The organism is Cupriavidus sp. SW-Y-13 (assembly GCF_009793345.1).
Lineage (GTDB): Bacteria > Pseudomonadota > Gammaproteobacteria > Burkholderiales > Burkholderiaceae > Cupriavidus.
This window is the reverse complement of the sequence record NZ_WHLX01000002.1, coordinates 1331998-1346814: the sequence shown is the minus strand read 5'-3', so window position 1 is coordinate 1346814 and position 14817 is coordinate 1331998. Positions and strand designations below refer to the sequence as shown.

General features: G+C 59.6%; 12 protein-coding genes. 8 read left to right on the top strand and 4 right to left on the bottom strand.

The window, feature by feature from the left end; all coding sequences use genetic code 11:
• The first annotated feature begins 32 nt into the window (after positions 1–32).
• From GA566_RS21715 to GA566_RS21685, 7 genes are all read left to right on the top strand, one after another.
• The gene (locus GA566_RS21715; protein ID WP_160473972.1) at positions 33–503 is read left to right on the top strand and encodes a MarR family winged helix-turn-helix transcriptional regulator; all 471 of its coding nucleotides are present in this window, start codon (positions 33–35) and stop codon (positions 501–503) included.
• On the top strand, positions 500–2476 hold the full coding sequence (locus tag GA566_RS21710) for an FUSC family protein (RefSeq protein ID WP_160473971.1): 1977 nt from the start codon (positions 500–502) through the stop codon (positions 2474–2476). The genes GA566_RS21715 and GA566_RS21710 overlap by 4 nt, the downstream gene beginning before the upstream one ends.
• Complete coding sequence (locus tag GA566_RS21705) at positions 2476–2685, top strand: DUF1656 domain-containing protein (RefSeq protein WP_137925440.1); 210 nt, start codon at positions 2476–2478, stop codon at positions 2683–2685. The genes GA566_RS21710 and GA566_RS21705 overlap by 1 nt, the downstream gene beginning before the upstream one ends.
• On the top strand, positions 2682–3647 hold the full coding sequence (locus tag GA566_RS21700; protein ID WP_202126849.1) for an HlyD family secretion protein: 966 nt from the start codon (positions 2682–2684) through the stop codon (positions 3645–3647). The genes GA566_RS21705 and GA566_RS21700 overlap by 4 nt, the downstream gene beginning before the upstream one ends.
• Positions 3644–5092 carry a TolC family protein gene (locus tag GA566_RS21695; RefSeq protein ID WP_160473970.1) on the top strand — a complete coding sequence of 483 codons (1449 nt, stop codon included), beginning with the start codon at positions 3644–3646 and terminating at the stop codon, positions 5090–5092. The genes GA566_RS21700 and GA566_RS21695 overlap by 4 nt, the downstream gene beginning before the upstream one ends.
• A gap of 357 nt (positions 5093–5449) precedes the next feature.
• A complete protein-coding gene (locus GA566_RS21690; protein WP_144198148.1) occupies positions 5450–5656 on the top strand; it encodes a type II toxin-antitoxin system Phd/YefM family antitoxin in 207 nt (68 codons plus the stop codon).
• 220 nt (positions 5657–5876) lie between these two features.
• Entirely contained in the window at positions 5877–6569 is a 693-nt protein-coding gene (locus GA566_RS21685; protein ID WP_144198149.1) for a helix-turn-helix transcriptional regulator, read from the top strand.
• 136 nt (positions 6570–6705) lie between these two features.
• Here GA566_RS21685 and GA566_RS21680 read toward each other — a convergent pair whose 3' ends face one another.
• Positions 6706–8484, bottom strand: a complete 1779-nt coding sequence (locus GA566_RS21680; RefSeq protein WP_144198150.1) for an AAA family ATPase — start codon at positions 8482–8484, stop codon at positions 6706–6708.
• A 559-nt stretch (positions 8485–9043) separates the two neighbouring features.
• Here GA566_RS21680 and GA566_RS21675 point away from each other — a divergent pair.
• A complete protein-coding gene (locus tag GA566_RS21675) occupies positions 9044–9391 on the top strand; it encodes a hypothetical protein (RefSeq protein WP_144198151.1) in 348 nt (115 codons plus the stop codon).
• Between the two features lie 314 nt (positions 9392–9705).
• Here GA566_RS21675 and lpdA read toward each other — a convergent pair whose 3' ends face one another.
• The 3 genes from lpdA to GA566_RS21660 all read right to left on the bottom strand — a co-directional run bounded on the left by lpdA (position 9706) and on the right by GA566_RS21660 (position 14650).
• The gene (gene lpdA / locus GA566_RS21670) at positions 9706–11499 is read right to left on the bottom strand and encodes a dihydrolipoyl dehydrogenase (protein WP_144198152.1); all 1794 of its coding nucleotides are present in this window, start codon (positions 11497–11499) and stop codon (positions 9706–9708) included.
• Positions 11500–11679: 180 nt separating this feature from the next.
• Positions 11680–13218, bottom strand: a complete 1539-nt coding sequence (mmsA, locus tag GA566_RS21665; protein WP_144198153.1) for a CoA-acylating methylmalonate-semialdehyde dehydrogenase — start codon at positions 13216–13218, stop codon at positions 11680–11682.
• An 88-nt stretch (positions 13219–13306) separates the two neighbouring features.
• Positions 13307–14650 carry an MFS transporter gene (locus GA566_RS21660; RefSeq protein WP_227460934.1) on the bottom strand — a complete coding sequence of 448 codons (1344 nt, stop codon included), beginning with the start codon at positions 14648–14650 and terminating at the stop codon, positions 13307–13309.
• Positions 14651–14817 lie beyond the last annotated feature (167 nt).

Sequence of the window (14817 nt, the reverse complement as noted above, 5' to 3'; positions counted from 1 at the left end):
CATTCTAATTAATTCATGTCTATTATTCGCCCATGCCAAAGATCGATGCTCTCCGATTCGCCTTTACCGGCCAGCTGATGCTTGCCGGCCGCCAATGGCGACAGATCAGCCAGGCTGCTGTGACTGCGCACGGAATCTCCGCCGCCGCCGCCGCGCCGCTGCTCTTTATCCGCCGCCTGGGCGGTGGTGTCCGCCAGGTCACCCTGGCCGACTACGTGGGCGTCGAAGGCGCCACGCTGGTGCGGCTGGTGGATCAACTGAGCGCCGCCGAACTGGTGCGCCGCGAGGTGGATCCCAGCGACCGGCGCGCCAATGTGCTGTCCTTGACCGAGGCCGGCGACCGCATGGCCGAGCAGATCGAGGTGGAACTCAAGCAGTTGCGCAGCGAGGTGTTCGCGGAAATTTCCGAGGAGGACATGGCTGCCACGCTGCGCGTGCTCGAAGCGTTGTCGCGGGCGGCTGCCAGCGCATCGTCGAACCGGCAGGAGTCCGGCGCAGCATGATGAGTTGGCCGTCTGCCCGGGACTGGATCTTTTCCTTCAAGGCTTTCATCGCCGCGATGCTCGCGCTGTGGATTGCGATGTATCTCGGTCTGCCGCGCCCGTACTGGGCGATGGGCTCTGTCTATATCGTGGCGCATCCGCTGACGGGCGCCACGCGCTCCAAGGCGCTGTATCGCGTGCTCGGTACGCTGATCGGTGCCGCCGCAGGTATCGCGATGGTGCCGCCGCTGGTCAACTCGCCGCCGCTGCTGATGGCCGCCGTGGCCATCTGGGTGGCCTGCCTGTTGTATGTGGCATTGATGCACCGCACGCCGCGCAGCTACGTGTTCATGCTCGCGGCCTACACGCTGCCGCTGGTGGCGCTGCCTTCCGTCGATAACCCCACCGGTATTTTCGATCTCGCCGTCGCCCGCTCCGAGGAAATCTGCCTCGGTATTCTCTGCGCTGCGGTAGTGGGCGCCGTGCTGATGCCGGCCAGCGTGGCCAACGTGCTGCGCGACAAGACACGCCAGTGGATGGCCGATGCCACGCTGTGGGCCACCGACATGCTGTCCGCGGCGCCCGGCGCCCGCGTCTCGTTGCACCAGAGCCGTCATCGCCTGGCTGCCGACATCCTGGCCCTCGACCAACTCATCAGCCAGCTTGGCTACGACGCCGAAAGCGCAGACCGCGTACGCGCCGCGCGGGAACTGCGTGGCCGCATGACGATGCTGCTGCCGGTGCTGTCTTCGCTGGCGACCATCGTCGAATCGCTGCAGGCCGCTGGCGGGGTGCCCGCGCCGCTGGCCGTGCAGATGCAGGCCGTGAAGGCGTGGATACAGGCTGGCGCCGCCAGCGATACACGCCCCACGTTGACGTCCACACCGCTGGAACCCGGTTGGGATGCCGCGCTGGTGACCGCCGCCGAAGATCGCCTCCACCAGATGGTGGCGCTGTGGCATGACTGCATGACGCTGTGCCGTCGCCTAGGCGAGAAACACATCCAGGGCGAGTGGGTGCCGGAATTCCTGCGCTGGGAAGTGGGTCGTGCCCGCCACTACGATCACGGCATGCTGCTGTTCTCCACGGTGACCGTGGCGCTGGCGATCTTCGCCATGGGGCTGGTGTGGATCCATACGGGCTGGGCCGATGGCGCGGGCGCCGTGGCGCTGGGCGCGATCTCATGCTGCTTCTTTGCCGCGCTCGACGAGCCTGCGCCGATGATCCGCTCGTTCTTCAACTGGAACATCGTCTGCCTGCTGATCTCCATGGTGATGTTGTTCGCGGTGCTGCCCGTGGCGCACGATTTCGAGATGCTGGTGCTGATGTTCGCCGTGCCGTATCTCATCATCGGCCTGCTCGTGGCGCAGCCGCGCCTGGCGATGATCGGCATGCCGCTGGCCGTGGTGACGGCCAACGACATCGGCATCCAGGGCGCCTACAGCGCGAACTTCCAGTCGTTCTTCAACAGCAACATTGCCGGCATTGCGGGGATTGCTTTCGCGCTGGCGTGGACGCTGGTGGTGCGGCCATTCGGCACGCGCGCCGCCACGCGCCGGCTGGTGCGGGCAGGGTGGAGCGATATCGCGGAGAACGCATTGGGCCAGCATCCTGATTCGCATACCCGGTTGCGCGCCCGCATGCTGGACCGCCTGGCGCAACTGGTGCCCCGGCTGGCTGCCAGCGAAAGCGAGGTGTCGAGCGATGGCTTCAGCGAAGTGCGCGTGGAACTGACCGCGCTGGCGCTGCAACGCGAGATGGAATCGATGCCCGGCGACGAGCAGCATGCGGTGCGCCGCGTGCTGCGCAGTATCACCACGTACTACAAGGCCCGGCTCGACGGTTCGGCCGATGCGCCGCCGCAGGCGTTGCAGACCCGCATCACGAACGCGCAGCAGAAGGTGCGTTCCCGCGTGGCGCTGGCCGCGCTGGTCGATATGCAGGTGGCCCTGTTTCCGCCGGCGCTGCCGGCAACCGTTTCCAGGAAGGCATGATGCCCGGTGAATTCAGTATCTATGGCGTGTTCATCCCGAGCTTGCTCGTATGGATGTTCGCGGCCTTCCTCATCACGAGTGGCGCGCGCGCGGTATTGACGCGCGTGGGCTTCTACCGGCTCGTTTGGCACCGTTCACTGTTCAATCTTGCGCTGTACGCGATCATCCTCGGTGGGGTGGTGGCGCTGGCGCCATCGCTGCAATCATGAAATTCAGACTCTCTACGCTCGGGCCGGTCGTGTTGACGCTGGCCGTCACGGCCGTTGGCGCGGTCGTTGTCAAACACCTTTGGGATTACTACACCGTGGCGCCATGGACGCGCGACGGGCACATCCGCGCGGAGGTGGTGCAGGTCTCGCCCGATGTCTCCGGCCTGGTCACGCGCATCGCCGTAAAGGACAACCAGCATGTGAAGGCCGGCGACGTCCTGTTCGAGATCGATCGCGAACGCTACGCGCTGGCGCTGCGTCAGGCCGAGGCTACCGCCGCTGCCGTGCGCGCGAACCTGTCGCAGGCGCGCCGCGAGGCCAAGCGCAGCCAGACGCTGTCTGACGTGGTGTCCAAGGAAATCATCGAGGAAGGGTTGGCCAAGGTGCAGCAGGGCGAAGCCCAACTGGCGCAGGCCGATGCCGCCATCGGCGTGGCAAAGCTCAATCTGGCGCGCACGCAGGTGACGAGCCCGGTGGAAGGCTACGTCAACGATCGCCTGCCGCGACTGGGTGACTACGTGGTGACGGGCAAGCCGGTGCTGTCGATGGTGGATTCCACATCGTTCCATGTGGAAGGCTACTTCGAGGAAACCAAACTGCAGGGCATCCATATCGGCAGCGCGGTCGAGATCCGCATCATGGGCGAGAAGCGTGTGCTGCACGGCCATGTGCAAAGTATCGCGGCTGGCATCGAGGATCGCGACCGTAGCAATGGCTCGAACCTGCTGCCCAACGTGAATCCGACATTCAACTGGGTGCGCCTGGCCCAGCGGATTCCGGTGCGTATCCAGTTCGACCAGATGCCTGACGATGTGCGTCTGGTGGCGGGCCGTACCGCGACGGTATCGGTGCGCGATGACGGTTCGAAAGACACCAAGGCCGCGCCGGCGGCTGCGACACAATCGCAAGACAAGGTGGCGCTGGCCGGCAAGCGCGCACCCGCAACCGGAGCTGTGCAGTGAAACGTTTTGCCCGTGTCGCGCTGACGGCGATGTTGCCGCTGGCGCTGGCCGCCTGCATGACCGTGGGCCCCGACCACAAGGTGCCTGACGATGCCGTCGTGCAATCGTCCGCAGCCAATGGCCCGTTCGGCGGTTCCGATAATGGCGCCGTGTCGATTGGCGACGTACCCAACGACTGGTGGCGTCTCTACGACGACCCGCATATCGACGGACTCGTCCAACAGGCGCTGGTCGCCAACACCGACCTGCGCGTGGCGGCCGCCAACCTCAAGCGCGCCATCGCCATCTACCACGAGGTGGAGGCCGAGAACCTACCCGAAGCCAAGTTCCGCGCCAGCGCCGAACGCGGCCAGATTGCCGGCGAACCGCTGCTGCACGAAGAAAAAATCCCGGCGATGAATTTTGGCGACATCGGTTTCGAGGTGTCGTACCTGATCGACTTCTGGGGCAAGCTCAAGCGCGCCGACGAGGCCGCGCTGGCCGCCGCGCAGGCGAGTCATGCCGCGCTGGATCAGGCCCGCGTCGGCGTGGTGGCCGAGACCGTGCGGGCCTATATGCAGGGCTGCACCGCCACGCACGAACTGCACGTGGCGCAACACCAGCTCGACCTGCAGGAACGCGGCGTGACACTCGCGCAGAAACTCGTCGATGCCGGCCGTGGCCAGCCGACCGACGTACTGCGCGCGCAGGCACAGGCCGATACGCTGCGCGCCGTGCTGCCGAAGTATCGTGCCGAGCAGGAAGGCGCGGCGTATCGGCTGGCTGTGATGCTGGGCAAGCCGCCGATGGCGCTCGACATCCAGAGCGTGGCGTGCGAACACGTGCCCGCTCTGAAGCAGCCGCTGCCGGTGGGTGATGGCATGGCGTTGCTCAAGCGTCGTCCCGATGTGCGCCAGGCCGAGCGCGAACTGGCCTCGGCCACGGCCAAGATCGGTGTGGCCACCGCTGACCTGTTCCCGCAGATCCGCATCGGCGCGTCGGCGGGTTTCACCGGGATTCTCGATCACCTGGGCCAGGCGCCCACGGCGCACTGGGGTTGGGGACCGGCGATTTCGTGGACCATTCCCACGAGCGGCACGCGGGCACGCATCCACAACATGGAGTTCGGGGCGGAAGGCTCACTCGCGCATTTCGATGGCGTGGTGCTGAAGGCGCTGCGCGAAACGCAGAGCGCGCTGTCGGCCTACACGCATGAACTGGAGCGTAACCAGTCGCTGCGCTCGGCCCGCGACAAGGCAGAAGAGGCCGCGCGCCAGAACCGCAAGCTGTGGCAGGCAGGGCGCTCGCCGTACCTGCAAAGCCTGGACGCGGACCGCACGCTGGCCAACACGGACGCGGCGCTCGCCACCTCCGATGCGGTGGTGGCAATGGATCAGATCAACCTGTTCCTTGCGCTGGGTGGTGGATGGCAGGATGCGCCGGCGATTGCTGTAGGGGGACAATAAAGATTGAGAAATCTTGCCAATAAAGTTTGAGAATCCGGTAAAGCAATCGGTGGGAAAGCCGCATCGTTACAGGCTCTACGGTTTTTTTGTCGGCGCAATCGACACATCACGGCCAATCGTGACTGTCTTCTGCGTGCTGTCCGCTTCTCATGCCTATTGGCCGTCTTTTCGGTGCAGCGCTCACCTGAACCGCTTCCGTCTCTGTGACCCAGAGAGCAAGACTAGGCAGTCAAGACACTCTCCACTCTCCCTCCGGCATACCATGACCACCTCGACCGCAATCGACTCACTGTGCGATTTGGCTAGACTGGACTAAGTCGATAAGGGGTGGGAATGAAAACTATTCATTTTTAGAAGATGAACTTCTCTCGACTCGTCGACGCCGCTGCCGGTGGGGAAGAAATAGTTATCGCCAAGGCGGGTAAGCCGGCGGCGGCGCTGGTACCAACTAAGGCTGCTGTAAAGGTGCAACGGTTTGGAGACCTGAGGGGAGAGATCAAGATCGCGGACGATTTCGATGCGGCGTTGCCGGACGACGTGCTGGCTTCGTTCGAGGGGAGTTGATGCGAGTAATTCTCGCCGGCGAGGGCATCGGCAACTGGGCCCAGTTTTTCGGAAGTCGAAAAGCAAAGTGCGGCAATCACTGCACCGGAGAAAACCTGCCAAGCAACCCGCCCTCTCGAAGCTTTCTATAGTCCGTGTGACGTGCGAGGGACCACGTCTTTAGCCTCATCTGTTCAGCAAACTGGGCAAAATGTTGGAATGTGCCTAGGATACTGGACATATGGAGACGTTACGCAGCACAACCCCCGTTCTCGAGCGCCAATTGCTTCTGCAGTTGGGTGATCGAATCAAACGCCTGCGCAAGGCGAAAGGCCTGACGACCATCGAGATGGCTCGACGAGTGGGGGTGTCGCGGACGACGCTCACTTCAGTCGAAGCTGGAGATCCGACTCCATCGATCGGAACCTACCTGCGCGTGATGTCGGTACTGGGCGTCGCTGGGGATCTCGCGATGTTGGTGTCGGATACGTTTCAGCCCGCACCGCCGGGCTCAGCCAGCGCGAACACTCGGCGCGCTACCCCGCAGGTTCAGGTCTTCGTTCGCTCTGATCCGGATCGGCATCAAGCTCAAGATCTGCAAAGCCTGGCACTACATGAGGAAGCGGTGCGGTTGCTACGCACCAACCCAGAGCTTGTAGATCGGGTAAGGGCGACGCTGGCTAAGTGGCTGGCCAATGGACCGAGTCGCTCCGAAAGCTTGTGGAGGGAATGGGAGAACATCATTGCCCATAACATGTGGCGGAAGGCGCTTGGGCGTACCAAGCGGGCTCAGGAGCTGAGGCAGGCGTCGCCGCTACCGACGGTGCTACCGGACGATGTGCGGCAACGCGTCATCTTTCAGGTTAGAGCGCTTAAAAAGGGGGGCGTTCTTGGGGATGTTGCCGAAGCCCTATCGGCTGAGGGGGCGCGATGAAGCGCGAGGACTTGGATCACATCATTCGCGCGTCTGGAAATATTTGGGACGAGTATAAGATCCGCTACGGCTCGGACTATTTCGACAGTCGTCCGCTCCTGGCAGGGCAGAGCGGTAGCCGACAATGAAATCCTTATTAATCTGGGGCCGTCATTTGACCGAACTGATTTAGAAAATCGAGTAAATGCAGCAAATCTTCGGGAATCGTCTCTCGCGAGAATTGATTGGCGATAACTCCATCGCTCAGTGTCACCCCACAGGATTCTTGCAATTGGCGGTTAAGATTGGCAAGAATCTCCTTTCCAGGCACCATGGCTTCGCGCCCCTCGACCTGCGACCACCTAGCTTCAAATTCCCTAGATAGCTTTGCGTTAACGGTCGCTGAATCTAGATTGCCTGCGGTACGTTTCTTGAAGTCAGAATAGCGAGCAAGTAGTTGCGCAAAAACCTCGTGGCGTACATCTTCCATATTCGCATTAAGTAGAGCTTCAATATTCGGAAGCATGCCAACAAATTTACCCGTTCTTCGCTCCCTCTCTCGCAGGCGAGCTTGAAGGGCTAGAGTAAGTGGTTTGACTGTGAGTAAGTAGTTTTCGATTTCTTTGCGCTTGTGTATGTGTACGTAAAATCCGTTCTCTTTAAGCTCTCTCTCGATTTCGGATATTTCTTCGTCGCACCGATAGTCGCGATCGAGAATTACCGACCGCAGAATCTTCCCTCCGACTGTCTTCTCGATGCCAGCAGCGAGATCAATTGCCCTTCGAGGATTGAAACCTTCTGTCTGGATCACCGCAAAATCACTGCGGTTTGCGAGTTTTTGCATTCCCAGCGTTCGAGCTAATGGCGCAAGAATCTGAAAATCCAATCCTTCCACGAAAACGGCACGCCGAGTTTTTGCAAGCTGCGTTAAGGTCGGGTTGAGGTTCGACCCTAGGGCTGAAAAAACCCGCTTTAATTGAGAAACATCTCGAACTCGGCTAGCCGAACTCTTTCGCTTGTTGATGTTTAAGAGACTAGTTGGTTCGCATTCTGCGATAATCTCTGTAGAGTGAGTTGCTAAGACAATATCTGGGCCCAGTTCCCGCAACAAGGAGACCAACTGTCTTTGAAGATCTGAGTGGAGGTAGATGTCCGGTTCATCAATGACCAAGAGGCTGGCCGAGGATGATTTGACGATAAAAGTCAACATTTGGCACCAAACTTGGAAGCCGTAGCCAGACCAGCAGATTTCGCGAGGAAATCGTTCCTCGGGGCAAAACATTAACAGAAATTTACCGTCATCGCTCAATTCCGGCCGTTCGATGTCCATCCCTGGCCAAGTTGATTGCACTAATTCACGAAATCGGGAAAAGTCTTCTGGGTAGTAATACCAAATATTTCGAAAATTACGAGACGCCCCGCTTGCGAGTAAGGCCTTTCGTGCGGCTTCTTTTTGATACCGAGGTTCGTGCTGCTCCACAGGGCCGAGAATCGGGACAAATCCAATATCAATGTCGTAAGCATTTCGAAATTGACTGGGACTTCGAATAGCGCCATTTTTTGGCTCGGCCACCAAAACACAAAGACCACGCTCGGGAAAATGCAAATACAAAATATTTTCATTGGATAGACGGAAGACTATTGTCGCAGTGCGACTGTCGTCATAGTCATGGAATATGTTCTCCGATGCGACCGGCAATCCATCAATATTAATCTTGTAGCCCTGCATGGCGATGCCATCGACAGTGACTCGTTCTGGATTCTTGGCGCGAGCCTTCCGTAAGCCTTCATGCAGAATCCGGAAGGCTCCGACAATTGTAGATTTCCCGGAATTGTTAGGTCCGGCCAAAACATTGAATTCTTGAAGATTTATGGAAAAATTTTTAAATGCTTTGTAATGAGTAAATTTTACAGAGACGACTCTCAATAAAGCCATAATTCACTCGCAATTATTTTATATTGAACACCAGCTCTCAGCGACTGGCATTGCCAGGCCGCCAATGGTGGAAATGGGGCGAAGCTCTGATTTACGGATGACCGCGCTATGTTAGCTTAGCTGGTCGAGTGTCGCCCCCCCCTGTCGAGGGGCGGAAGCACATGCCTATGGAACGTTTTAGACGACCCACCGAAAGATGTCCGTAAAAGGTGTCTGGACCATGCATGGGGAAGCATGTCGATTCGCTCCAAAAGCGAGTGGCAAATCTCGGGACCTCCCTTTATGCCCCTAACTGTCCACGGTTCAGTTTTGCGAACGGAAGCCGTAATTCAACCTCACAGCGCTGTCCGCGAAACCGTACGTGTTGTTGGGAACAACAAAGCATAAAAAGGAGTTGAATGGTCAAAAAAGTACAACAGCGGGACTCTAAGGTATTACTGGCTCGCGACGAAGAGCGAGAGCTTTTACCGAGAACATTGGTCCCTGCACAGGCGTGGCAGGAACGGTTGACGGTGGCGGGGCAGGCTTCCTCTGGCACTGTGATATGCCAGAGTCCAGTTTGAAGGACATCGCAACCAAGCTAGTCGCGGATGGTGTGGACCTCAGGAAGATGAGGATTCAAGTTCACTCGAACGTGGCCGGCTGGTTTTTCCCTGCCTGGTGGCCAACGAAAGCTTCCATCTACCTTCAGCTATGGCGCTGTGGCTTCCGGCTTCCCTGCCCAAAAGTGTCGTCATGGTTCCCTACCGGCAGAATTGGGCTGCATGTGAATGCCAACACTGGCGAAATTACGCCCACCGAGGTGCACCGTCACTGGATAGACAAGGATGAGTACGATCCCCCCTACGAGAAACTCATGTGGTGGGAAAAGATATTAAAGCGCTTAGGTGGCAAGAAAAGCAAATAGCTTGAATGCCGACACAAGGTCCGCTCCGGAAGGGGCGGGCCTTGCCGTGTGACGGACGTCGCGCTGGTGCGACAATGCGGCGTGGACAAGACTGTCCATTCCAACGGACAGCACGGAGGAACAGTGTGACGTGCGATTCCGCGACAAGACGAACGAGGAGCGACCGTGTGTGGCAATCCAGAAGTCGCTGCACGGGCTGCAGTGCTTCCGGAGCCTTCAGGGCCGCTGGCTGACAGAAACTCACGTTGATTGGCGAGTTCCCGGTTGCCACGCCGGTGCATAGCCAGTATGCACCGGCGTGAGCTATTGACGCGCTAACTCACAATTTTGCGATCATCGATCGGTATGGGTGTGGAGGCGTTTGCACCCTTTACTCCATCGAGCGCCAAGGTTGCCGCTTCCTTGAGGCATTCGGACAGAGACGGGTGAGGATGGACGGCGTGCGCCAATTCTTCGGCAGTGGCCTGCAGTTCCATGGCGAGCGCTGCTTCTGCAATCAGATCAGACGCATTTGGTGCCACGATGTGTACACCCAGGATCTCCCCAGTCCTCGCGTCGGCATAAACACTCACGAAACCATCGGTAGAGCCGATGCCCTGCGCGCGGCCGTTCGTCTTCAACAGCACTGAGCCGGTTGTATAGTCGCGCTTTTGATCGATGAGCTCTGCCTCTGTCTTGCCGACCCACGCAATCTCGGGGCTGGTATAGATTACTGAGGGGATTGCGTTCAGATCGACGAGGCGCTTCTTCCCTGCAATACGCTCCGCAACGGCGGTACCCTCGGCTTCGGCCTTGTGGGCCAGCATCGGGCCACGCACCACGTCGCCGATTGCCCAGATGCCAGGCACCTTGGTCTGGCAGTGGTCGTCGACTTCGATGACGCCGCGCTGATCCACGCCCAGGCCAACCGCTTCCAGGCCCAGGTTGTCGGTGTTCGGCACGCGGCCGACTGACACGATCAGCCGATCGACTTCCAGCGTCTGGTCCTTGCCGTCCTTGTCGGTGTAGGCAACGGTGACGTTGTCCTTGCCGGTCTTGACTTCGTTGACCTTGACGCTCAGGTTGAACTTCAGGCCCTGCTTGGTCAGCAGCTTCTGGGCTTCGTTGGCCACGCCTTCGTCGGCGGCGCCCAGGAATGCGGGCAGCGCTTCGAGCACGGTCACGTCGGCGCCCAGGCGGCGCCACACCGAACCGAGCTCCAGGCCGATCACGCCGGCGCCGATCACGCCCAGCTTCTTCGGCACCGTCTCAAACTTCAGCGCGCCTTCGTTGTCGCTGATCAGCTTGTTGTCGACGGCGATGCCCGGCAGGTGGCGGGCCTTCGAGCCCGTGGCGATGATGACCTGCTTGGCGGTCAGCGTTTCGCCGTTCACTTCGACCTGGAAGCCTTCGGCTGCCTTGCCGGCGAACTTGCCGTAGCCCTTGAACAGGGTCACCTTGTTCTTGCGGAACAGGAACTCGATGCCCTTCGTCATCTTGCCGACGATGTCGTCCTTGCGCTTGAGCATCTTGGCCACGTCGACCTTGACGTCACCCACGGTGATGCCGTGGTCGGCCAGGTGGTGCGAGGCGTTTTCGAACTCTTCGGACGAAGCCAGCAGCGCCTTGGACGGGATGCAGCCCACGTTCAGGCAGGTGCCGCCCAGGCGGGCTTCGCCCTTGGGATCGTCATAGGCGTTGCCTTCCAGGCAGGCCACGTTTAGACCCAGTTGGGCGGCACGAATAGCCGCGATGTAGCCGCCGGGGCCGGCGCCGATCACCATTACATCAAATCTCCCTTCGCTGGCTTCTTCGATGTTCACTGGGAACAACGAAACGTTGGAGAAATCACGTTCAGAAATTGAATCGGCGGCGGCGATAGAGTTCGCAGCCGACGCCATGGTGCCGAGCACTTCGTTGGGCCTAACAAGATCACCGGCTGCCCGATCGATGCTCAGCAAAACGCCGTCGGTTGGGGAAAGGATCTCGATGACGGTCTTCTCAGTCTCCACTTCGACGAGAATCTGATCACGGGCGACTTCCTCGCCGACGTTGACTCTCCAGCTAAGCAGGGTTGCGCCCTGGTCGAGGTCGCCGTTGTTTGGGACAGTTACGTCGATTGTTGTCATGGCTTAGAGTTGGACCTACGGTTGCTGATTGCAGCTCTTTCGCGACACCTGATTCCGTCGCGGTGCTGGGCCAGCGAGTGAGGGCGGTGCGGTCAAGTACGCTGACGCACAAGAGGACAGCGTATGGAAAAAGAGGGGCGGTGCAGAAGCAGCGCCCCTCCTTACTGCTTACGAGACTAGTTAGCTCGCAACGCAGCTACGAACCGCACCGTTACCTGCGTTACCCGCTGCGGCAGGCTTGGCTCCGGGTTCGACGATGCGTACAGTTGCGACCTTGTTCTGCGTGAAAAAGTCGATCGCATCCTTGCCCTGAACCTTGTTGTTGCCGACCAGGGAACCCTTGATGCCACCGAACGGCAAGTACGGGTGCGGAGCACAGATCCCAACATTCACGCCAACCATGCCGACGTCAGCTTCGGAGATGAACTTTTCGGTGTAATAGGTGTTCTGCGTGAAGATGCAGGCGCCATTGCCCAGCTTATGCTTGCGGATGGCGTCGAGAGCTGAATCGATGCAACCGATCTTGATGACGCTCAGTACCGGCCCGAAGATCTCTTCACGAGCGATCTGCATGCACGGCGTAACATTCGTGAAGATCGTGGGGCCAACGAAATAGCCTTCCTTGTTGCCTTCGGAAACCGACGGATTCCGGCCGTCGAGTGCCAGCGTGGCGCCCTCGGCTACGCCAATGTCAACGTACCGTTCGATGCGTTCCTTGGCCTTTGCGGAGATTACCGGACCCATAAAGACCTCGGGATCGGTCGCATCGCCTACGCGGACGCCCTTCGATGCGGCCACAAGACGTTCAACGAATTCGTCGTAGATTTCTGGAACGACGGCAATGTTCGACACCGCCAGGCAGCGCTGGCCGGCCGAGCCGTAGCCCGACATCAGCACGTTCTCGATGAGAAGGTCCATCGGCGCGTCTTCCATTGCGAGCAGGAAGTTCTTGGCGCCGCCGAGCAGCATGGTCTTCTTGCCGTTACGGCCGCAGCCTGCGGCAATGGCTTGGGCGGTTGGCGTGGAGCCCACCAGGCAAACGCCGGAGACATTGTCGTCGTCATACCAGGCTTCGACGGTCTCGCGCTCGCCGTGCACCACGTTGACCACACCCTTCGGAAGGCCGATATCCACGAGAAGTTGCATCATCTTCTGCATGAACAGCGGCGATTCCGTGGACGGCTTGTAGACGAAGGTGTTTCCGGTGCCGATTGCGAAGGGGATAAACCAGCCAAAGACCAGCGCCGGGAAGTTGAACGGGGCAACGCCACAGAAAACCCCGATCGGGGCCTTAATCACGCGGCCATTGATGTTGTTTGCGATGCCCTGGATCGTCTCACCTTGAATCAGCGCAGGAATCGCGCACGCCATCTGAACGATCTCGATGACACGGCCGACCTCACCTCGCGCCTCAGCGATGTGCTTACCTTGGTCGACGGCAACGGCCTGGGCAAGGGCTTCCAGATTGTCCTTCAGGGCCTGATGCATGAGGTGGATGTAGTTCATGCGCTTCGGCAGAGGCATGGCTTTCCAGGCGGGGAACGCAGCCGCGGCCGCGGCAACCGCGCGACGGGACGTCTCGGGCGAGGAAATCGGCACCTCACCGATGACCTGGCCGGTGGAAGGGTTACGGAGCGGGACATACTGTCCACCGACCTCGTCTTCCCACTCGCCATTGATATGGTTCTGAATACGGATGGCTTGAGAGTTCACTTTCATTCCTCGTGTGGTTGGTTCTAAAACTGGCTATGAATTGCTGGGGAAAATGGACCGGGTGCTGGACGGCCCGACGGGAGACGATTGGCGGTTACCCCATTCGAACTGCCGATCGTTGCCCTTGATCGATGACGTCGGACCGCTGGGCACCTTGCTGAAACCTGTCGATATCCTGCTTGGGGCGAATCAAGAAGATGGCTGTGAGGCCGCCCAAGAGAATCAATGTGCCGGCAAAGGCGAAGCCGGAGCGAAAACCCGCATACGTGTCCACGCCAATATCCACTGCGTGTCCCATGACCCACGGTGCGCCGATGCCAGCCAACGTATAGACGGCGTTGTTGATGCCGAGCATTGCACCCCGTTGCGTGGAAGGGCTGATTTCTGCAATGAGCGCTGCGCCAAGGTTGATCATGACGCTGCCGGTAGCGAAGCTCCCGATGATCAGCAGGATCTGCAAGAGGCCACCATCGATACGGGAAAGCCCAATCATGGAAAGGCCTGAGACCATGACGCAGCTACCGCCGAGCAAGCCTCTGGCGGCCCGACTGCTCCATCCACGTGCCAGGAGACGCTGTGAAGCAAAGCCTATAGACGGCGCCAGGAAGATCTGCGCCACGGAGGGCAGGGCCACAATCCAGCCTGCCTGCGTGGCCGAATATCCAACGCCCTTTACCAGAAACACCGGTAGCCAAATCACCGCCAGTGTGAGCGCCCAGTACGCAGAGAACGAACCCAGCATTGAGCCGACAGCGGTGCGACAGGTCAGGAGCTTGCGATAGGGGATTCGCGGAAGTTCATTGCATCCCACTCCACCTGCGCGGGTCCCACAACCTGTGCCTTCCTTGCCGAACACCAGCCAGAAAACGAGCCAGACCAGGCCGACCACGCCGAGAAAACCGAAGGCGGCGTGCCAGTCGTAGCTGACGATGATCCACGTCAGGAGCGGCGCCGAGATGCCTGTGCCGAGGACTGATCCGATACCGACTAGTGCGGAAGGAAAAGTCCGCTGCTTGTCGGAGAACCACTTGTATACGGCGTGTAGCGCGACTGGGTAGGCTGGACCTTCGCCCGCGCCGAGGATGACCCGATTGGCGATAAGCATCGGCAGGGTCACCGCGCCGATCATCGGGAGCTGGACAATGGCCCAAAGCAAGGCCATTGAGGCGATAACCACCTTGCTCGACACGCGATTGGCGATGAATCCACCAAGGATGGCGGAAATGGAGAAGAGCAAAAAGAAAGAGCTGCCTACGCGGCCAAACTCCTCGTGGGTGAGATTGAGCTCCTTGATGATCGGCACCGCGGCTAGGCCAATGATCGCCTTGTCAGCGAAGTTGATCATCATGAAAACGGAAAGCAGGGCTACGACGACCCATGCTTGCCGAGGGGGGCGTTGTTCGAGTGATTCCGGGACTGATGCCTTGCCAGTTGCCACGAGTTGTCTCCAGTGCTGTCCTGTCGCCCGTTCATCTTTGTGAATGGGACCATTGGTCTTTTTTGTGAATGTTATAAGCCAAAACAATGGAACGCAACGTTTCATTTCTAGGGTTTACCCTTTATAAATGAGCTCACGGCAACCACAGAGTGTCCTGACGAGGACTC

Coding starts and splice junctions, on each gene's coding strand:
- GA566_RS21715 (WP_160473972.1), top strand. CDS start 33: ATGCCAAAGATCGATGCTCTCCGATTCGCCTTTACCGGCCAGCTGATG.
- GA566_RS21710 (WP_160473971.1), top strand. CDS start 500: ATGATGAGTTGGCCGTCTGCCCGGGACTGGATCTTTTCCTTCAAGGCT.
- GA566_RS21705 (WP_137925440.1), top strand. CDS start 2,476: ATGCCCGGTGAATTCAGTATCTATGGCGTGTTCATCCCGAGCTTGCTC.
- GA566_RS21700 (WP_202126849.1), top strand. CDS start 2,682: ATGAAATTCAGACTCTCTACGCTCGGGCCGGTCGTGTTGACGCTGGCC.
- GA566_RS21690 (WP_144198148.1), top strand. CDS start 5,450: ATGAACTTCTCTCGACTCGTCGACGCCGCTGCCGGTGGGGAAGAAATA.
- GA566_RS21685 (WP_144198149.1), top strand. CDS start 5,877: ATGGAGACGTTACGCAGCACAACCCCCGTTCTCGAGCGCCAATTGCTT.
- GA566_RS21680 (WP_144198150.1), bottom strand. CDS start 8,484: ATGGCTTTATTGAGAGTCGTCTCTGTAAAATTTACTCATTACAAAGCA.
- lpdA (WP_144198152.1), bottom strand. CDS start 11,499: ATGACAACAATCGACGTAACTGTCCCAAACAACGGCGACCTCGACCAG.
- mmsA (WP_144198153.1), bottom strand. CDS start 13,218: ATGAAAGTGAACTCTCAAGCCATCCGTATTCAGAACCATATCAATGGC.